This window comes from Isoptericola jiangsuensis, assembly GCF_048320105.1.
Classification (GTDB): Bacteria; Actinomycetota; Actinomycetes; order Actinomycetales; family Cellulomonadaceae; genus Isoptericola; species Isoptericola jiangsuensis_A.
The window spans coordinates 387,670-407,389 of record NZ_CP182942.1 but is presented as its reverse complement, the minus strand read 5'-3'; the positions used below and the strand labels follow the sequence as shown (position 1 = coordinate 407,389).

General features: G+C 71.3%; 15 protein-coding genes and 2 pseudogenes. 7 read left to right on the top strand and 10 right to left on the bottom strand.

Annotated elements, in window-relative coordinates:
- Positions 1–14 precede the first annotated feature (14 nt).
- Positions 15–3,637, top strand: a pseudogene (metH, locus tag ACNHYB_RS01875) (methionine synthase).
- 134 nt (positions 3,638–3,771) lie between these two features.
- Here the strand turns inward: metH and ACNHYB_RS01870 are convergent.
- A pseudogene (locus ACNHYB_RS01870) lies at positions 3,772–5,073 on the bottom strand (ISL3 family transposase); the annotation flags it as partial.
- Between the two features lie 182 nt (positions 5,074–5,255).
- Here ACNHYB_RS01870 and ACNHYB_RS01865 point away from each other — a divergent pair.
- Entirely contained in the window at positions 5,256–5,729 is a 474-nt protein-coding gene (locus ACNHYB_RS01865) for a DUF4265 domain-containing protein (RefSeq protein WP_418276680.1), read from the top strand.
- Here the strand turns inward: ACNHYB_RS01865 and ACNHYB_RS01860 are convergent.
- The 3 genes from ACNHYB_RS01860 to ACNHYB_RS01850 all read right to left on the bottom strand — a co-directional run bounded on the left by ACNHYB_RS01860 (position 5,705) and on the right by ACNHYB_RS01850 (position 7,422).
- Positions 5,705–5,965, bottom strand: a complete 261-nt coding sequence (locus ACNHYB_RS01860) for a hypothetical protein (protein WP_418276679.1) — start codon at positions 5,963–5,965, stop codon at positions 5,705–5,707. The two genes, ACNHYB_RS01865 and ACNHYB_RS01860, sit on opposite strands and share 25 nt — an antisense overlap.
- Positions 5,962–6,540 carry a GrpB family protein gene (locus tag ACNHYB_RS01855; RefSeq protein WP_418276678.1) on the bottom strand — a complete coding sequence of 193 codons (579 nt, stop codon included), beginning with the start codon at positions 6,538–6,540 and terminating at the stop codon, positions 5,962–5,964. Before ACNHYB_RS01855 ends, ACNHYB_RS01860 begins: the two co-directional genes overlap by 4 nt.
- A gap of 405 nt (positions 6,541–6,945) precedes the next feature.
- Positions 6,946–7,422 carry a DUF6326 family protein gene (locus tag ACNHYB_RS01850; RefSeq protein ID WP_418277967.1) on the bottom strand — a complete coding sequence of 159 codons (477 nt, stop codon included), beginning with the start codon at positions 7,420–7,422 and terminating at the stop codon, positions 6,946–6,948.
- 162 nt (positions 7,423–7,584) lie between these two features.
- Here ACNHYB_RS01850 and ACNHYB_RS01845 point away from each other — a divergent pair, with 162 nt between their 5' ends.
- A complete protein-coding gene (locus ACNHYB_RS01845; RefSeq protein ID WP_418276677.1) occupies positions 7,585–8,724 on the top strand; it encodes a sensor histidine kinase in 1,140 nt (379 codons plus the stop codon).
- The gene (locus ACNHYB_RS01840; protein ID WP_418276676.1) at positions 8,721–9,386 is read left to right on the top strand and encodes a response regulator; all 666 of its coding nucleotides are present in this window, start codon (positions 8,721–8,723) and stop codon (positions 9,384–9,386) included. Before ACNHYB_RS01845 ends, ACNHYB_RS01840 begins: the two co-directional genes overlap by 4 nt.
- A 68-nt stretch (positions 9,387–9,454) precedes the next feature.
- Here ACNHYB_RS01840 and ACNHYB_RS01835 read toward each other — a convergent pair whose 3' ends face one another.
- Positions 9,455–10,024, bottom strand: a complete 570-nt coding sequence (locus tag ACNHYB_RS01835) for a 3'-5' exonuclease (protein ID WP_418276675.1) — start codon at positions 10,022–10,024, stop codon at positions 9,455–9,457.
- Between the two features lie 76 nt (positions 10,025–10,100).
- Entirely contained in the window at positions 10,101–11,135 is a 1,035-nt protein-coding gene (locus tag ACNHYB_RS01830) for a LacI family DNA-binding transcriptional regulator (protein WP_418276674.1), read from the bottom strand.
- 134 nt (positions 11,136–11,269) lie between these two features.
- Between ACNHYB_RS01830 and ACNHYB_RS01825 the strand changes: the two genes are divergently transcribed.
- Both ACNHYB_RS01825 and ACNHYB_RS01820 read left to right on the top strand, forming a co-directional pair.
- Positions 11,270–12,424: a Gfo/Idh/MocA family protein gene (locus tag ACNHYB_RS01825; RefSeq protein WP_418276673.1), complete on the top strand. Its 1,155-nt coding sequence runs from the start codon at positions 11,270–11,272 to the stop codon at positions 12,422–12,424.
- A complete protein-coding gene (locus ACNHYB_RS01820; RefSeq protein ID WP_418276672.1) occupies positions 12,421–13,527 on the top strand; it encodes a Gfo/Idh/MocA family protein in 1,107 nt (368 codons plus the stop codon). Before ACNHYB_RS01825 ends, ACNHYB_RS01820 begins: the two co-directional genes overlap by 4 nt.
- 3 nt (positions 13,528–13,530) lie before the next feature.
- On the opposite strand, the gene ACNHYB_RS01815 is transcribed toward ACNHYB_RS01820, so the two are convergent.
- The 4 genes from ACNHYB_RS01815 to ACNHYB_RS01800 form a co-directional block, all read right to left on the bottom strand.
- Positions 13,531–15,918 (bottom strand): lysylphosphatidylglycerol synthase transmembrane domain-containing protein, encoded by a 2,388-nt coding sequence (locus ACNHYB_RS01815; protein WP_418276671.1) that lies wholly within the window; start codon positions 15,916–15,918, stop codon positions 13,531–13,533.
- 51 nt (positions 15,919–15,969) lie between these two features.
- Complete coding sequence (locus ACNHYB_RS01810; RefSeq protein ID WP_418276670.1) at positions 15,970–16,581, bottom strand: DUF6580 family putative transport protein; 612 nt, start codon at positions 16,579–16,581, stop codon at positions 15,970–15,972.
- Positions 16,578–17,003, bottom strand: coding sequence for a DUF4430 domain-containing protein (locus tag ACNHYB_RS01805; protein WP_418276669.1), 426 nt, complete (start codon positions 17,001–17,003; stop codon positions 16,578–16,580). Before ACNHYB_RS01805 ends, ACNHYB_RS01810 begins: the two co-directional genes overlap by 4 nt.
- Positions 17,004–17,066: 63 nt before the next feature.
- Positions 17,067–19,193 (bottom strand): DNA gyrase/topoisomerase IV subunit B, encoded by a 2,127-nt coding sequence (locus ACNHYB_RS01800; RefSeq protein ID WP_418276668.1) that lies wholly within the window; start codon positions 19,191–19,193, stop codon positions 17,067–17,069.
- Between the two features lie 145 nt (positions 19,194–19,338).
- Between ACNHYB_RS01800 and ACNHYB_RS01795 the strand changes: the two genes are divergently transcribed.
- Positions 19,339–19,569, top strand: a complete 231-nt coding sequence (locus tag ACNHYB_RS01795; RefSeq protein WP_418276667.1) for a DUF7455 domain-containing protein — start codon at positions 19,339–19,341, stop codon at positions 19,567–19,569.
- Positions 19,570–19,720 lie beyond the last annotated feature (151 nt).

Genomic DNA, 19,720 nt, shown 5'->3' with positions numbered 1-19,720 from the left:
ACTACCCTGGGTCGGTGACCACCACGCTCGACCTCGCCGCCGCCGACGCCCGTTCCGCCGCCCTGCACGACGCGATCCGCAGCCGCGTGGTCGTCGCCGACGGCGCGATGGGCACGATGATCCAGGCTGCCGACCCGTCGCTGGACGACTTCCAGCAGCACGAGGGCTGCAACGAGATCCTCAACGTGACCCGCCCCGACATCATCTCCTCGGTGCACGACGCCTACCTGGAGGTCGGCGTCGACGCGATCGAGACCAACACGTTCGGCGCCAACTGGTCGAACCTGTCGGACTACGGCATCGACGACCGGATCCGCGAGCTCGCCCGCGCCGGTGCCGCGCTGGCCCGCGAGCGTGCCGACGCCTTCGCCACCGCCGAGCACCCGCGCTGGGTGCTGGGGTCGATGGGGCCGGGCACCAAGCTGCCGTCCCTGGGTCACACCACCTACGACCACCTGCGTCGCACCTTCGCCGAGCAGGCGGCCGGGCTGCTGGAGGGCGGCGCCGACGCGCTGCTGGTCGAGACCAGCCAGGACCTGCTGCAGACCAAGGCCGCCGTGACGGCGTGCCACGACGCGATGCGCGCCGTCGAGGACGGCGGGGTGGGCCGGTGGGTGCCGGTGATCGCGTCGGTCACGGTCGAGACGACGGGCACGATGCTGATGGGCTCGGAGATCGGCGCGGCGCTGACGACCCTGCAGGCGATCGGTGTGGACGCCATCGGCCTGAACTGTGCGACGGGCCCCGAGCAGATGAGCGAGCACCTGCGCCATCTCGCCCGGCACGCGGAGATCCCCGTGACGTGCATGCCGAATGCGGGCCTGCCGGAGCTGGGCCCGCACGGCGCGGTGTACCCGCTGACGCCGGCCGAGCTCGCGACGGCGCACGAGCAGTTCGTCGGCGAGTTCGGCCTCGGGCTGGTGGGCGGCTGCTGCGGCACCACGCCGGAGCACATGGCCCGCGTGGTGGAGGCGGTGCGCGGGCGCGCGCTGCCGCCGCGCACCGTGGAGCGCGAGAACGGCGTCGCCTCCCTGTACGCGCACACCGACCTGAGCCAGGACGCCTCCTACCTGGCGATCGGCGAGCGCACGAACGCCAACGGCTCCAAGGCGTTCCGCGAGGCGATGCTGGAGTCGCGCTGGGACGACCTGGTGGACATCGCCCGTGCCCAGACGCGCGACGGCGCGCACCTGCTGGACGTGTGCGTCGACTACGTGGGGCGCGACGGCGTCGCGGACGTCCGCGAGGTCGTCTCGCGACTGGCGTCGGCGTCCACCCTGCCGCTGGTCATCGACTCCACCGAGCCGGAGGTGATCCGCGCGGGCCTGGAGCTGGTGGGCGGGCGCGCCGTGGTGAACTCGGTGAACTTCGAGGACGGCGACGCCCCGACGTCGCGGTTCCAGCGGGTCATGCCGGCCGTCGTCGAGCACGGCGCCGCGGTGATCGCGCTGACCATCGACGAGGAGGGTCAGGCCCGCACCGCGGACAAGAAGGTCGCGATCGCCTCGCGGCTCATCGACACGCTCGTCGAGCGGTGGGGCATGCGGGTCGACGACATCATCGTCGACACCCTGACGTTCCCCATCGCCACCGGTCAGGAGGAGACGCGCCGCGACGCCATCGAGACCATCGAGGCGATCCGCGAGCTCACCCGTCTCTACCCCGGGGTGCACACCACCCTCGGTGTGTCCAACGTGTCGTTCGGTCTCAACCCGGCCGCCCGCACGGTGCTCAACTCGGTGTTCCTGCACGAGGCGGTCCAGGCCGGTCTCGACTCCGCGATCGTGCACGCAGCCAAGATCCTGCCGCGCACGGCGATCCCGGACGAGCAGTGGCAGGCCGCGGAGAACCTCGTGTGGGACCGGCGCACCTACGACGACGAGGGCAACCTCACCCACGACCCGCTCGCCCACCTGCTGGAGACGTTCTCCGGGGTGGACTCCGCGGCGCTGCGCGACCAGCGGGCCGCCGAGCTCGAGGCGCTGCCCGTGGGTGAACGTCTGGAGCGCCGCATCGTCGACGGCGCGCGCAAGGGGCTCGAGGCCGACCTCGAGGCGGCGCTGTCCGACGGGATGAAGGCGCTCGACATCGTCAACACCCACCTCCTGGGCGGCATGAAGGAGGTGGGCGAGCTCTTCGGCTCGGGGCAGATGCAGCTGCCGTTCGTGCTGCAGTCCGCCGAGGTGATGAAGTCCGCCGTCGCGCTGCTCGAACCGCACATGGAGAAGGTCGAGGGCGCCGAGGAGCAGTCCAAGGGCGTGATCGTGCTCGCCACCGTGCGCGGCGACGTCCACGACATCGGCAAGAACCTCGTGGACATCATCCTGACGAACAACGGCTACACGGTGGTCAACATCGGCATCAAGCAGCCGATCTCGGCCATGATCGAGGCCGCCGAGGAGCACGACGCCGACGTCATCGGCATGTCCGGGCTGCTGGTGAAGTCGACCGTGGTGATGAAGGAGAACCTCGCGGAGCTGGAGTCGCGCGGGCTGGCGAAGCGTTGGCCCGTGCTGCTGGGCGGCGCGGCCCTGACCCGCACGTTCGTCGAGGACGACCTCGCCTCGGCGTTCCCCGGCGTCGTGCGGTACGCCCGCGACGCCTTCGAGGGGCTGCGCCTCATGGAGCCGCTGGTGGCCGTGGCGCGCGGCGCCGACCCGGAGTCCGTCGGTCTGCCCGCGCTGCGCAAGCGCCGGCACAACGTCGTCACGGTCACCGAGACCGCGCCCGAGGACCTGCCCGAGCGGTCCGACGTCGCGACCGACAACGAGGTGCCCGCTCCCCGTTCTGGGGCACCCGCGTCGTCAAGGGCATCCAGCTCGCCGACTACGCGGCGTTCCTCGACGAGCGTGCGACCTTCATGGGTCAGTGGGGCCTGAAGCCGGGGCGCGGGGACGACGGCGCCTCCTACGAGGAGCTCGTCCAGACCGAGGGCCGGCCACGTCTGGCGCAGTGGCTGGAGCAGATCCGCACCGACCAGATCATGGACCCCACGGTCGTCTACGGGTACTTCCCGGTGTGGTCCGAGGGGGACGACGTCGTCGTGGCCCACCACGGACCGGGGCTGGGCGGGCCGTCGGGAGGGATCCAGGCGCCGGACGGCGGCTCCGGCGGCGAGCCCGGCACCGAGCGTCTGCGGTTCACGTTCCCGCGCCAGCGCCGCGACCGGCACCTGTGCCTGGCCGACTTCGTGCGCCCTCGCTCGTGGGTGGAGGAGACCGGCCGGTTCGACGTCCTGCCCATCCAGCTCGCCACCGTGGGCGAGCCCGTCTCGGCGTACACCGCCAAGCTCTTCGAGGCGAACAAGTACCGCGAGTACATGGAGCTGCACGGCCTGTCGGTCCAGCTCACCGAGTCGCTGGCGGAGTTCTGGCACTCCCGTGTCCGCGACGAGCTCGGGTTCGCCGACGAGGACCCCACGGACGTCGAGGGCATGTTCAAGCTCGAGTACCGCGGCGCGCGCATGTCGCTCGGCTACCCCGCCTGCCCCGACATGGAGGACCGCCGCAAGGTCGTCGAGCTGCTCAAGCCCGAACGCGTGGGCGTGATCCTGTCGGACGAGCTGCAGCTCCACCCGGAGCAGTCCACCGACGCGTTCGTCCTGCACCACCCCGAGGCCAAGTACTTCTCGGTGTGAGGCTCCGGGCAGGTCCGCTCGACCTCGTGGTGGGCTCTTCTCGCAGGTCGTGACCCGCGGGGACGTTCGCCGGTCACGTATCCAGCCGCCGCTGGACGGACCTCACCGTACCAAAACGGCTCATCGCAGATAAGGTGTAGCAGCGGTCTGAAGCCGCCGGCTTCCAGGAGAGATCGGGCGATGTAGTGGGCCAGGTTGCGAAATCCGAGGGCGGAGCCGCGTAGGTGCTCGAGCCTGCCGTTGATCGCCTCGGTCGGACCGTTGCTGGTGCCGGGTAGGTCGAAGTAGGCCAGGACGTCGGTGGCACGCTTCGTGAGCGTTCGTCCGAGTCGGCGCAGCTCGACGAGGGCGGCGGGCACGGACTTGCTGACGGAGTTGATGACCGCAGTCATGAGCTCGCGGCCGCGGGCCTTGTCGGGGTGGCGGTAGGCGCTGATCATCCGCTGGTAGATGCCCCAGGTCGCCTCGACCTCGATGTGTTCCTCGACGGCGAACAGTGCTTCAAGTCGAGCGTGCTGCTTGTCGGTGAGCAGGCTGGAACCGGTGTGCAGGGTCCGCCGGGCCCGGTAGAGCGGATCCTTGGATCGTCCGCGGTGGCCGTGCAGGTCTTGCTGGACTCGGCGTCGGCAGCGGTCCAGGGCGTCGCCCGCGAGCTGCACGACGTGGAAAGGGTCCATCACCGCCGTCGCGTCGGGCAGTTCTTCGGTGGTGGCGGTCTTGAAGCCGGTGAAGCCGTCCATCGCGACGACCTCGATGCCGTCGCGCCAGGTCTTCGGGCGCCCGACCAACCACTGCTTGAACGCGTTCTTCGAGCGGCCCTCGACCATGTCGAGCAGGCGGGCAGGTCCGGCGCCGTCGCGGATCGGGGTGAGGTCGATGATGACGGTCACGTACTTGTCGCCCCTGCGGGTGTGTCTCCATACGTGTTCGTCGACGCCGATCATCCTGACGCCGTCGAACCGGGTGTCGTCGTCGATCAGGACGCGCTGGCCCTCGGCCAGGATGGCGTCGTTCGCGGTGTGCCACGCGACCGCCAACGCTTCGGCCACCCGGGCGACGGTCAGGTGCCCGACGACCAGCCCGACCAATGCCCAGCGCACCGCCGCGCGCGACAGCTTCGCCCGCGGTCCAGCAGCCTTCGTGGTGTCCTGGCGCCACACACGCGAGCATCCCGCACAGCGGTAGCGGCGCACCCTGATCAGCAACGTCGTCGGACGCCACCCGAACGGCTCATGCGCCAGACGCCGCGTCACGGTGTCTCGGATGACGCCCTCGGCGCCGCACCTGCGGCAGAACGGATCGTCCTGCCGGCCTGCGACACGGCAGTCCAGCACCGCCCGGTCGGGCTCCACGTGCTGCCCGACAGCGACGAGGCCGAGCTCGTCCAGGCGCGCGAAGGTGGTCAGGTCAGGAGCAGCGAAGGTAGCGTCACGCACGTCGAGGTCTTCCGGATGGCCAGTGTGAGAACTTCCATCCTGGGGGACCTCGACCCCTGCCCGGACGCCGTGTCACCGTGTGTCGCCCTGCGCACCTCATGCAGAAGCGCGTCGGACTGCCCGGTCGAGCCGCCAGCGAGAGTCGAGTGCCATCGACCTCGCAAGACGTGGAGACTTATCGGATGAGTGCACCAACGGAGAAGTTCTCAGTTCACGACGAGCCGGCCTGGCGCGAGCGCGCGAACTTCATCGTCAATGCCGCACTGCCCGAGCAAGAACGCTACGAACAGCTGTGGTGCCGCCAGGTCAGCGACGACACCTTCGAGGTGTGCTGCATCCCGTTCTTCCTGTATGACGTTGCACTGGGAGACCTGGTGCAGACGGCTCCGCAGGCGGAGCGCGAGTACGTCGTAGCAGGAGTGCTGCGCCGATCCGGTCGCTACGTGTTCCGCGTCTACTTCGCAGGCCCGATGTTGGGGCACAGAGAGAGTGCGGTGGGGCATCTGACCACGATGGGAAGCCTCCTTGAGTGGTCGTCGGCGAGTTTGCTAGCCGTGGACGCGCGCGATGCCACGCATGCTCAGGAGATCGCCACCTATCTGATGGAGCGAGAGAGCCAGGGCCACCTCGTCTACGAGACCGGAAGAAGCGCCTGACGCTCACCAGCCTGCTCGGCGATCACATCAACAAGCCCGGCTGCCGCGGGGTTGGACGGAACCCCGCTATCGCGACGCCGCCTGGCTACACCCTCATCTGCGATGAGCCCGTTATGGCTGTCTGACACGACCATAGCCGGCCCGAGCAGCGCCGCGCATGCTTCCATCAGCCCATGCACGTGCGACTCGACGCTGATGTCCACCGTGCAGAAGCGCAGGGAGAATCTGTCGGTCACTGCGTCCCCTTGCCTTCGACTGTGGCTCCGTGGCGCGTGAGCACTTCTTGGATGAACTCGGACTTGGCGTCGGCGTACGCGTTCATTCCGTCCCACTCTCTTCTTGCGAGTTCAGTCTTGAGTCGACCGTAGCGCTCCCGATCGGTAGAGTCCCTACGCAGGTGATCCCGGAAGACAAGATGTGCAGCGATGGCAGGATCTCCTGCCTGCAGAACATGGATGTTGACGTCCAGATCGGGGGACCGGAAGAGGCGATGGCCGGGCTCGCGTCGTCGAAAGTTGTATCCGCAACCTACCAACCGATCGAGATACGCACTTTCAGCATCCACGTCGACAACCACGAGTACGACGTCGATAACTGCCTTCGCGAGCAGCCCAGGTACCGAAGTAGAGCCGATATGGTGGACGTCGAGCGCCACTTCGCCTAGGGCACATGTTATCTCGTCGCGGACCCGCTCGAACGCACGAGGCCATTCGGAATTGTACGGCACAAGGACGACTCTGCGCCTTCCCGTGCGGCCGAAGACTTGTGATGCCGTGACGTTCCCATGATCCGTAGAAGGGCGGTGGGTCATTCCGATAGTTCCTTCCCACAAAAAATGGCCTATTGCTCGTTGCTTTCGAGCAAGTTTGCATACACGGCTAGGTGGTGGAGGGCCATCGTTGCGTAACTGCCGGACGGGAGGAAGAAGCTTACGCGTATGGCGTAGCGGCTCGGGAAGCGCTCGTCAGGGGCGACTGCCAAGGTGCGCATTCGAGTTTGCACTAGGACCGGTCGATGGATGACCTCCGAGGTCAGGGTTCCGTTGACGCTCGTCCAACGCACGTATGGCCGCCGCCCAGGTCAGGCCCCGGAGACCCGGAAACCAAGTACTTCTCGGTGTGAGTCTCAGGCCGGGGCGTCGTGCCACGTCCTGGTCGACGCGCCCGCGGTGGTCACGCGTCGACCAGGACATGACGGGACGTGGGCTGCTCCGGGTTCACGCCTGCTGCGGGGTGCGGACGTCCGCACGCTCCGGGACGGTCGCCGTGGGTACGGTGCGCGGCCACGTCCAGGCCCACCGCACGACGAGGGCGAGCAGGACCAGCTCCACCGCGACGCCGAGGCCGTAGAAGTACAGCCAGGACTCCCCCACCACGTTGAACACGGTGACGGGGACGTAGAGCAGGGCGACGACGAGGTTCACGACGCGGTTCACCGGTGCGGGCAGGGTCGTCGACAGCGTGATCATGAGGATCGGGACGGACATCAGGGCCAGCGCACCGGTCGAGAAGGTCTCGGAGAGAGAGAACTCGAAGACCCTGCCGTCCAGGATCTCCGCGACGACGCCGGGCGTGAAGAAGTTGAGGATGTCCACGTAGGCGTACAGGAGCATCAGGCTCGTCCAGGCGGCGGCGAGCCTGACCCTGACCGAGACCGGCTGACTTTCCCACCTGGTGGGTCGACGTGTTCTCATCGTGCGCTCCTTTGCCGTGGTGAGGATCGGTAGGTCCACGATCTCCGAGCGCAGCAGGAGAGGCATCGGCCCGACGGCTCGAGCTCGCTCGGCCGATGGATCGACCCGGGTCTCGTGCTTTCGGCGGGTACGCGAAGGCGCACCGCTGCCTAGGCTGGGATGGTGAACACTCCCGGGCGCTCCCTCTGGCGTGAGCCGCGGCCCGCCGACGTGCCACCCGTCGGCCGCCTCGACTGGCTGCTGGTGGGTGTGTTCACCGCTGGCTCGGTGGTGGAGGGCGTCGTCCGGCCGGACCTGGCGTGGCGCCCCCTGGTGACGGTGCTGGCCCTGGCGATGATCCCTGCCCTGCTCTGGCGGCGGAGCCGACCCCTGGCAGCCGCTCTGGTCGGGTGGGGCATCGCCGGGCTGCTCTCCGTCCTGCAGCTCACGGCGCACGTCGCGGACCTCGGCCTCTACTCCATGACGGCCGTGCTGATCCTGCTCTACTCCTTGGTGCGGTGGGGTGCGGGACGCGAGATCGTGCTGGGGGTGGCGTTCGTGGCGGTCGTGGTGGGGCTGGGGACGTTCGCCTCGGCCGCGGGCTGGGCCGACGTCGTCGGAGGGACGGCGCTCGTGGTGTCGCTCGTCGCCCTCGCCGCGGTGTTCCGCCACCGCGCAGACCTCTGGCACCGTCGACAGCGCGAGATCCGCAACCAGGAGCGCGTGGCGCTGGCGCGCGACCTGCACGACACGGTGGCGCACCACGTCTCGGCCATCGCGGTGCAGGCGCAGGCCGGTGGCGTGGTCGCCCGCACCCAGCCGGAGATGGCTGCCGACGTCCTGGCCGCGATCGAGTCCGAGGCGTCCCGGACCCTGGCGGAGATGAGGTCCATGGTGCGGCTGCTGCGGGAGGAGGAAGCCGTGGCCTACGCGCCGCAGCCGGGTGTCGTGGACCTGCCCGCCCTGGCGCGAGTCGACGCGACGCCCGCCGTCGAGGTCTCGACGGACGGCCCGTGGACCGGGCTGACAGGCTCCGTGGACTCCGCGCTCTACCGGCTCGCGCAGGAGTCGCTGACCAACGCCCTGCGGCACGCCCGGGGCGCGACCCGTGTCACGATCGACGTCCGCCAGGAGGACGGTGTCGTCAGGCTTCGTGTCACCGACGACGGACGGACGGAGCCGAGGCCCGCCCCGGAACCAGGCTTCGGTCTGCTGGGCATGGCGGAACGCGCCCGCCTCCTCGGCGGGTCGTTCTCGGCCGGTCCGGGGCCCGTGGGCGGCTGGGTCGTCGAAGCCGTGCTGCCGGTGGGGGCCCTGCCATGAGCATCCGTGTGGTCGTCGCCGACGACCAGGACCTGGTCCGGACCGGGCTGGCGATGATCGTCGATGCGCAACCCGACCTCGAGGTCGTGGGAGAGGCGGCGGACGGGCTCGTCGCGCTCGACCTGGCGACCCGGCTGCGTCCCGACGTCGTGCTCGTCGACATCCGGATGCCCGGGCTCGACGGCGTCGAGGTGACACGGCGACTGGCCGGGCCTCAGGTGACGGACCCGATGGCGGTCGTCGTGATCACCACCTTCGACCTCGACGAGTACGTCGTCGGGGCTCTGCGCGCCGGCGCCAGAGGCTTCCTGCTCAAGGACGCCGGCCCGGAGCTTCTCGTCCAGGCGATCCACGCGGCGTCACGCGGGGACGCGCTGATCGCCCCCGACATCACGCGCCGGCTGCTCGCGACGTTCGCCGACCAGGTGCCGGCGGTCGCGGCCCAGCCCACCGACCACCTCACCGAGCGCGAGGAGGAGGTGCTCGCACTGGTCGCACGAGGTCGCACCAACGCCGAGATCGCCGCCGACCTCTACGTCGGCCTGAGCACGGTCAAGACCCACGTCGCGTCGTTGATGACCAAGATCGGCGCCCGCAACCGCGTCGAGATCGCGATCTGGGCCTACGACACCCGGCGCACCCGGGGGCTGTCGCACGGCTAGGTGCTGCGCCCCTCGGGCGGCACCACCCTGAAGCCGTCACCTCGTTCGCCGGCCCGCTCGTGACGCGCTCACCACACCCGCACGTGCTGCCCCGTCAACGCGGGACCGTCGGGTCCGAGCCGGCGGCAGAGCTCGACGAGGACGAGCGCGCACTGGCGGGCGTCGGCGCCGGCGTCGTGGTGGGCGTGCGCGGGGACGCCGAGTGCGGCGGACACGACCGGCAGGCGGTAGGAGTCGAGCCTCAGGTGCGCCTTGACGGTGTCGCGGGTGCAGAGCCAGCGGCTGCGGCCGGTGGGGACGCCGTAGGCCTCGCTGGCTCGGGTGAGGACGGAGCGGTCGAACGCGGCGTTGTGCGCGACGAGGACGTCGCCGCCGGTGAACTCGGTGAGCTTGGGCAGCACGACGTCCCAGGTGGGTGCGCCGACGACGTCGGCCGCGGTGATGCCGTGGACCTCGACGTTGCGCCAGTGGAACGTGTCGTGACCGGGCGGCGGCTGCACGAGAGTGTCGAGGGTGCCCACGACGAGGCCGTCGCGGACCTTGGTGACGCCGACGGCGCAGACGGAGGCACGTTGGGCGTTGGCGGTCTCGAAGTCGATCGCGGTGAACGACAGGCCGGGGATCGACATGGAGGGCATGCCGGACATGGTAGACAGTGCCGCCTTGTCGTCCGACCGTCGCCGGCCCACCTGCCGGAGGGCGGGACCTCGGGGGTCACGGCCGCTGCGGCCCCGTCGACTCGCGCCACACGATCCGGGCGACGGCGGCGCCCCGCTCCGGCGGGTCATCGCCACGCACGGCGGCGAGGAGCCGCTGCATCGCGCGGCGGCCGGCCTCGGTGAAGTCGACGTCGACGGTGGTGAGCGACGGCGTGAGGTACGCGCCCACGGCGTCGTCGTCCCAGCCCGTGACGACGACGTCGCCGGGCGCCGTCCAGCCGCGTTCGGCGGCGCCGCGCAGCACGCCCGCGGCCAGCAGGTCGTTGGCGGCGACGACGGCCAGGGGTGGCGCGGAGTCGGGCAGAGCCCGCAGTGCCAGTCGAGCCGCCTCGGGCGACCAGCTGCCGCCCACGACGCCGAGCGACACGACGTCGGCGGTGGCCGGATCCGTCGCGGCGCGCTCGATCGCCGCCAGGTAGGCGTCGCGCCGGGCACGTGCGGAGGCGAACTGGTCGGGGCCGGCGACGTGCAGGAACCGGCGGTGCCCCGCCTGCAGCAGAGCCTCGACGAACACCCCCACCGCCGTGGCGTCCGCAAGCTCGCCCAGGGATCGCATGTGCTCGTCGAAGGTCGCCTCGGCCACGACGACGGTGGCGCCGTCGCGCTCTCCCGGGGCTGCCGCCACGTCGGTGAGCACGTGCGGCAGCACGGGCACGAGGGTGAGGATGCCTTCGTGCTGGCGTGCGTCGGCCAGGGCCCGCACCTGGTCGGTGCGTTCCTCGATCGTGCCGTCGACGGTGTGCGTCTCGGTGGTGTAGCCGGCGGCCGCGGCGATCTCCCCGGCGCCGACGAGCACGCGAAGCTGGTGGTCGAGCGTGGGGCCCGACACGACGGCGAGGCGTCCGGTGCGGCGCGTGCGCATCGAACGTGCCGCCAGGTTCGGTCGGTACCCGACGGACTCGGCGACCTCGAGCACACGTTCGCGGGTGGCCGCGGAGATCGTCCCGCGGCCTGTCAGCGCGTACGACACGGTCGCCTGTGACACCCCGGCGATCCGGGCGACGTCGTGGCTCGTGGGCGGGTTCGGCACCGGCACAGCATGACCTCTCGATCGACGAGCACGCCAGTCGTCTTGACACGGCGACCGGGCGCGACAAGGCTGTTGCTCCTCGACATGATACGTATCATGTCGCGGGGTGACGCCGTCGTTCCACGGAGGGAAACATGCTCAGCATCGGGATCGTGGGAACCGGCGGCATCGCGCGCGCCCACGTCGAGGGATACCGCCGGTTCGGCGAGGAGTGCCGGATCGTCGCCCTGTGCGACCCCGCGCCGGGCCGCACGGAAGCGCTGCGCGACGAGCTCGGCCTGGAGGGTGCTCGCGTCCACACCGACGCCGCCGACATGCTGGCCGCGGAGTCGCTCGACCTCGTCAGCGTCGCCACTCCGCCCTCCACCCACGCGGCCCTGTCGATCGCCGCGCTGGAGGCCGGCGTCGACGTGCTCGTCGAGAAGCCGATGGCACCGTCGCTCGAGGAGTGCGACGCCATGATCGAGGTGGCGGCGCGCCACGGGCGCCTGCTGTCCGTCGTCGCGCAGAACCGCTTCCGCGACGACATGGCGACGCTCAAGGAGGTGCTGGACTCCGGGCTCGTGGGCCCTGTCTCGCACGCCCAGGTCAGCTCGTCCTGGTGGCGCTCGACCGCCTACTACGACCTGTGGTGGCGCGGGACCTGGGAGTCCGAGGGCGGCGGCTGCACCCTCAACCACGCCATCCACCACCTGGATCTCACGCTGTGGATGCTCGGTGCCCCGCGCGCCGTCACGTCGGTGCTGACCAACGCAGCCCACGAGAACGCCGAGGTCGAGGACCTCTCGGTCACCGTGCTGCAGTACGACCGTGCCCTGGCCGAGGTCACCGCGTCGGTGGTGCACCACGGCGAGGAGCAGGCGATCGTGGTCCAGGGCCGCGACGCCCGCGTCTCCCAGCCGTGGAAGGTCACGGCAGAGCTCGCCGACCCCAACGGGTTCCCCGCCCCGGTCGGCGACACCGAGCGGGAGGCTGCGATCGAGGCGGTGGCCGCCGCCCACGTCCCGCTGGAGCACCTGGGCCACGCCGGGCAGATCGGCGACGTGCTCGCCGCCGTCCGCGAGCGCCGCCGTCCCACCGTCGACGGGACGGACGGGCGCCGCGCGATCGAGCTCGTGACCGCGATCTACCGAGCGGGCATCGAGCGCCGCACCGTGGACCTGCCCCTGTCCCCCGACGACGTGTACTACCGCGCCGGGACGCTCGCGGAGCGGGCACCGCACTTCTTCGCCAAGTCGGCGTCGGTGGACTCCCTGCCCGGTGCGATCACGGTCGGGGCGAAGCGATGAGCCGGGCGAGCGGGGCGGCGTACGCGCCGGAACCGGTGCCGGCACCCGTGGTGGAGGCCGGGGAGTTCGTCTTCGCGGCGACGAGCCTCGACCACGGCCACGTGTACGGGATGTGCGAGGGCCTGGCCGGTGCGGGCGGCACGCTCAGGTGGGTCCACGACCCGGATCCGGCCAAGGTGGCGGTGATGCGGGAGAAGTTCCCGGACGTCCGGGTGGCGCGCAGCGAGGCCGAGATCCTCGACGACGCCGAGGTCCGGCTCGTCGCCGGTGCCGCGGTGACGTCGCAGCGCTGCGACCTGGGGCTGCGTGTCATCGAGGCGGGCAAGGACTACTTCACCGACAAGGCTCCCCTGACGACGCTCGACCAGCTCGCCGCCGCGCGCGAGGCGACGGCCCGCACCGGTCGTAAGTACGCCGTGTACTACTCGGAGCGGATCCATGTCGAGGCGGCGGTGCTCGCCGAGCAGCTCGTCGAACGGGGCGCGATCGGCCGGGTGCTGCAGGTCATCGGGCTCGGGCCGCACCGTCTGGGTACCGGCCGTCCCGACTGGTTCTTCGACAAGGACCGGTACGGCGGGATCCTGTGCGACATCGGCAGTCACAACTTCGACCAGATGCTGCACTACGCCGGGGCGAGGGACGCCGAGGTGAGCCACGCGGCGATCGCGAACTACCACCACCCGGAGCACCCTGGTCTCGACGACTTCGGCGAGGCGGGCATCGTCATGGACAACGGCGCCACCGGCTACTGCCGGGTCGACTGGTTCACCCCGGCCGGCCTGAGCACGTGGGGCGACGGACGCACCGTGATCCTCGGCACCGACGGTTACCTCGAGCTGCGCAAGTACGTGGACGTCGGCACGGGCCGGGGCGGCGGGCACGTGTTCCTCGTGGACGGCACCGGGGAGCACCACCTGGTGGCGAACGGCCAGGTCGGTTTCCCCTACTTCGGCCGGCTCGTCCTCGACTGCCTGGAACGCACCGAGACCGCGATGACGCAGGAGCACGCGTTCAAGGCGGCGGAGCTCAGCGTGCTGGCGCAGCGCCAGGCTCGTGAGCTCACCCCCGGTCGCACGGGACGGCTCGCGCACCCGGGGTCCTAGGGGCTACAGCACCTCACGCCGGGTGAGGATGCGGAACGCGGCGGCACCCGGCGCGATGGGCAGCCAGAAGGTCGCGAGCCGGTACAGCACCACCGCGGCCAGCGCCGTCGCGCCGTCCAGGCCGATCCCGGTCAGCGAGGCGACCAGGACCGCCTCGACGGCGCCGACGCCGCCGGGCACGGGCGCCGCGGTCGCGACGGTGCCGGCGGTGAGGGACACCAGGGCGACGGCCACGAAGGTCGCGTCGCCGTCGAACGCCCGCACCGAGAAGTACAGGCAGACCGCGTACCCGAGCGGCAGCAGGACCACGCCGCCGAGCAGCGCCGCCATCTTGCCGGGGCTGCTGACGACGTCGTGCATGGCCGTGGCGGAGGACCGGACGGCCGGCAGGACGCGCTCGACCATGATCCGCCGCACCACCGGCACCAGGAAGGCCCCCGCGACCACCACGACCACGACGCCGCCCACGAGGAGCAGGGTGCGACCGGAGGGGAGGCTGTCGACCTCCTGGGCGAGGGCGTCCGTGGTGCCCGCCCAGAGGGCGAAGGCGGCGAGCAGCGTGAGGTGCACGCACAGGACGGCGGCCTCCTTGGCGGCCGACGCGGACACGGCGACCGGTGTGGGGAACCCGCGGCGTTGCAGGTAGCGGACGTTGAGCCCCACCTGGCCGATGCCGGGAGGCGCGAACGTCGCCACGAAGGACGACGCGAGCGCGACCGCGGCGGCCTGCCCGACGGGGACGCGTCCGGGCGTGCCGCCGGCCAGGCCGAGCGCCGCACCGAGGTACGTCGCCGCCGAGGCGAGGACGACAGGTACCAACCAGGCCACGTCCACGTCCCGCACGGCCTCGACGAGCCCGGGAAGATCGGCGAGCTGGGGTGCCAGGAAGTAGACGGCGACCACCAGCATCCCGGCAGCGATCAAGGTCCGGGGCTTGAACCGTTCGATCTTCTCGAAGGTCGGTTCGTCGACGCCGCCCACGCGGCACGCCTCGGCCACGACGTCGTCGAGGCTCGTCCCGGCATGCTTCAGGGCCCCGCGGGTCTGCGACGTGAGAGCGGCCGGGACCATGCGCCCGACCGCCGCCACCACCGGCCCGCGACCGAGCACGGCCTGGGCGGCGTCCAGCGCACGCCGTGGCCCGACGACGGCGCTCGTGGCGACCGCCAGCTCGGCCACGTCCCCCGCCAGCACCGCGTCCGGCGCACCGGGCTCACCGTGCGCGAAACCCGTCACCCACACCGTGCCGTCCTCGGCGAGCACGAGACGGTGCAGCGACAGCTCACGGTGCGCCACGTGCGCCGCCCGCAGGTGCGCCACCTGCGACCACGCCTCACGCAGCAGGTCGTCGGTGACCTCGTGCTCCTCCATCATGTCCAGCCGGCGACCCGGCACCCGGTCCCCCACGAGCAGCGCCTCCCCCTCGGGCGCCCGCACCAGGGTGCGGACGGCGGGCACCCGGGCGCCGTGCGTGGCGGCCAGCTGCACCAGGACGGCCTCCAGCGCCGCAGCGCGCGCCGGTGACGCCGTCCCCTCCTCGACGAGACCCGTGCGCAGCCGCACCCGGCGATAGGCACGGCCGAGCCGTTCTCGCTGCCAGGACCGTCGGTCGACCACCCGCACGTGCAGGAGCGCCCCGTCCGGCGTGCGCGCACAGAAAGCGTCCGCGCCGTCCGCCTCGGGCAGACCCACCACGTCGACGCCGGCGTCGCCGAGAGCAGCACGCACCCCCGACGGCGTCAGGACACGCACGGTGCGCCCCACGGCGGCGGTCACGGCCAGCCCGACCAGGCCCCCCGCCCCGACCGCCTGCACGACGTCGAGCGGACCTGACGGCTCGAGCATCACGTCGAGGGCCACGAGCAGGACCACCAGGCCCCACCAGGTGCGCGCCCACACCCGCGACGGACGCAGCGCCGCCAGGACGGCCGAGAGCGCGGCCACCGCACCGAGCCCCGGACCGAAGTCGATCGGCCCCCCGGCCCCGACGCTCAGCTCCGCCTCGCCGAACCGCGCCACCACGGCGTTGCGCAGCAGCGTGGAGACGAGCACGGCCAGCACGATCGCCAGCGCCCCGGTGAGCAGCAGGCGGACGCGCCGCCGGGCGAGCAGGACCACGGGCGCCACCACCGCCGCGACGATCACCACCGCCTGCGCCGCGATCGAGATCCCGGCCAGGACCTGCCAGGGCAGCCGACCAGCCGCGGATCTCGCGTCGGCGGCCATCCCCACGGACGTCTCCGGCCCGACCGTCGCGAGCAGGATCCCGAGGAGCAACACGAGCAGGAACACACCCGCGGCACGCAGGTCACCCGCGTCCGCACGGACCACCACGTCGCGGTAGCCGCGGTCGAGGACCGGGTCACCGGTCCTGGCGCGGTCCGCTGTCATGGCAGTTACCTTGACACCGTGCCGGTCCTCCGGCACGTCGGACCGCGGCCGTCAGGCTCGACCCGGCACCGCACCGAGGGAGTGCACCCGCTCGAGGCGCTCGACGAGCGCCACGACGCCCGCCGCGAGCGGCACCAGGACGAGGTTGCCCAGCAGCATCGGACGCAGGAACGGCAGACCCGCCACATAGCTGGCGACCAGACCGTCGACGCCCGCCGGGTAGAACGTCCCGCGGCCCTGCAGCCACACCCCGAAGTTGGTCCACAGGTAGAACCACAGCGAGCTGCCGACGCCGAACCCGAGCGCGACCACGAACCGGCGCGCCCCGGAGGAACGACGCGTCCACCACGACGCGACACCGATGACGGCCCACGCGCTCCACGTGAAGACCAGGATCGCCGAGTTCGTCAGCAGCACGTCGCTCACGGCCACCACCACCAGCGGAGCGAGCATCGCGGCCCGGTGGCGCAGCAGGCCGGCCGCCGCGAACGCGGCCGCGGTGGACAGCTCCAGGTTCGGCGGGGCGCCGAGGTCGTCCTTGACGAGGCGCCACACGATCGCGGCCACGACCAGAAGCACGGCCGCGGCGGGGCGCCACCAACGCTCACCCAGGTCGCGCAGCATCAGGTCCCTGGTCCGGTCCGGCGTCGTGGAGCGCGTCACTGGTCGATCGCCTCGAGCTTCCACTGGATCTGCTGACCGTCCTCGGTCACCAGCGACCCGGCGCCCACCTCGGCCATCTCGCCGTCGACGTACAGGCCCCAGAACTCCTTGCCGTCCTCGGCGGTACGACCCTTGATGGTGGTCACGAACGCCATCTCGCCCTCACCGGTGGTCTGCGCCTCCGGGTCCTGCACGAGCAGGAGGTCCAGGGCCGTCTCACCGTCCTGGCCCGCGTAGGAGAACTCCGTGATGTTCTCGGCCATGTGCTCGTCGGCGGCCGCGTCGGAGCCGGCGCTCGCGGAGGCGCTGGGAGCGGGCGCGGGCTCGTCGTCGCTGCAGCCCGCGAGCAGGCCGACCGAGAGCAGCCCCGCGGCCGTCGCGGCGATCAGACGGGCGGGGAGGGAGAGGGTGGAGGTCGTCACGATCGACAAGCCTATCCGCTGGCCGGCCGGCCGTGCGTCAGGCGACCGGCATGCGAACGCCCGTCACGCGTCGATCTGGGACCGGTCCAGCGCGTGCGCCCCGGCCACGATGAACTCCTTGCGCGGCGCGACGTCGGACCCCATCAGGAGCTCGAACACCCGCTCGGCCGCCTCGGCGCCCTCGACGGTGACGCGGCGCAGCGTGCGGTGGCGCGGGTCCATCGTCGTCTCGGCGAGCTGGTCGGCGTCCATCTCCCCCAGGCCCTTGTACCGCTGGATGTCGTCCTTGTAGCGGCGTCCGGCCCGGTCGAGCTTCTTCAGCGTCGCGTTGAGCTCCGCCTCGGAGTAGGTGTAGACGTACTCGTTCTTGCGCCGTCCCGCACCGAGCACCTCGATGCGGTGCAGGGGCGGCACCGCCGCGAACACCCGACCGGCCTCCAGCATGGGGCGCATGTACCGGTAGAAGAGCGTGAGCAGCAGCGTCCGGATGTGCGCGCCGTCGACGTCGGCGTCGGTCATCAGCACGATCTTGCCGTACCGGGCGGCCTCGAGCTCGAACGAGCGGCCCGACCCGGCACCGAGCACCTGGATGATCGCCGCGCACTCGGCGTTGCGCAGCATGTCGCTGATGGACGCCTTCTGGACGTTGAGGATCTTGCCGCGGATCGGCAGCAGCGCCTGGAAGTCGCTGGAGCGGGCCAGCTTGGCGGTGCCGAGCGCGCTGTCACCCTCGACGATGAACAGCTCGCTGCGGGAGACGTCGTCGCTGCGGCAGTCCGCCAGCTTGGCCGGCAACGACGACGACTCCAGGGCGTTCTTGCGCCGCGAGATCTCCTTCTGCTTGCGGGCCGTCACCCGGGCCCGCATCTCGGCGACGACCTTCTCCAGAAGCAGGGACGCCTGGGCCTTCTCGTCACGCTTCGCCGAGGTCAGCAGCGCACCGAGCTCGGTCTCCACCACACGCGCGACGATGGCCCGCACCGGGGCCGTCCCCAGGACCTCCTTCGTCTGTCCCTCGAACTGCGGCTCCGCCAGCCGGACGGTGACCACGGCGGTCAGGCCCGCCAGGGCGTCGTCCTTCTCGATGCGCTCGGCCGAGTCCTTCGCCGACACCTTCAGGCGGCGCGCGTTGGCCTCCACCTGCTTGCGGATCGTCTTGAGCAGGCCCTGCTCGAAGCCGGTGCGGTGGGACCCGCCCTTGGGCGTGGCGATGATGTTGACGAAGGTGCGCAGCTCGGTGTCGTACCCGCCGCCCCACCGCAGCGCGATGTCGACCTCGCAGTCGCGGTTCACCTCCTGCGGCGACATGTGGCCCTTGGCGTCCAGCACCGGCACGGTCTCGGTGAACGACCCGGAGCCCTTCAGCTGCCAGGTCGAGGTAACCGGGGCGTCCGGGGCGAGGAACTCCACGAAGTCCACGGCACCGCCGGAGTGCTGGAACACCTCCTCGTGCGGCCCCGACTCCCCCGGCGTGCCCGCCAGGCCCCGCTCGTCGCGCACCGTGATCTTCAGTCCCGGCACGAGGAACGTCGTCTGACGGGCCCGTGTGACGAGCTCGTCGTACGCGAACACCGCAGACTTCGGGAAGATCTGACGGTCCGCCCAGTACCGCACGCGGGTGCCGGTGCGCCCGCGCGGCACCTTGCCGACGACCGTCAGCTCCGAGTGGTCCACGAACGGGGTGAACGCCGCCTCCGGCGTCGGGCCGGCGGCCGGGTCGGCGAACGTCCCCGGCTCCCCCCGGTGGAACGTCATGCGGTACGTCCTGCCCGCCCGGTCGACGTCGACGTCGAGCCGTGAGGACAGGGCGTTGACGACCGAGGCGCCCACACCGTGCAGACCGCCGGACGCGGTGTACGAGCCACCGCCGAACTTGCCGCCCGCGTGCAGCTTGGTGAAGACGACCTCGACGCCGGACAGGCCCGTCTTGGGCTCGGCGTCGACGGGGATGCCCCGGCCGTCGTCCTCCACCGTGACGGAGGAGTCCGCGTGCAGCACCACGCGGATGTCGGTGGCGTACCCGCCCAGGGCCTCGTCGACCGAGTTGTCGATGATCTCCCACAGGCAGTGCATCAGTCCGCGCGAGTCCGTCGAGCCGATGTACATGCCGGGTCGCTTGCGGACCGCCTCAAGACCTTCGAGGACGGACAGGTGGCGTGCGGTGTACCCGGACTCGGAGGTGGCTGTCACGCGCACGAGACTAGCCGAGGGCGGCGACACCACCGCGCAGACCCTCCGCCCCGTGGTGACGCCGCGACCCGGGGAGCTGATCGCCAGCAGCGAACCCCGACCCCCGGGCGGGAACATCCGGGGCCGCAGATGGTTTGATGGTGTCGTGACCACGACGACAGATTCGACGACCCAGCCGCTGACCGCTGCCGACCGCTGCGACCGCTGCGGGGCGCAGGCCTACGTCCGCGTCGTGCTGCCCGTCGGAGAGCTCCTCTTCTGCGGCCACCACGCACGTGCCCACGCCGACGCGTACCGCGAGGTCGCGCAGTCCGTGCAGGACGAGACCGACCGTCTCCACGCCGAGCACGGCCAGGCACGGCCCGAGACCGACTGACGGGCCAGGCCCGCCACCCGAGGTTCCCGAGAGCCCCGCACCGACCGGTGCGGGGCTCTCGTGCTCCACCCGCGATTCACCCGCACCCGACGTCACGAACGACCGCCCCCACCCTCCCTCCACGCGGCACCACCGACCCGAGGGAGATCTC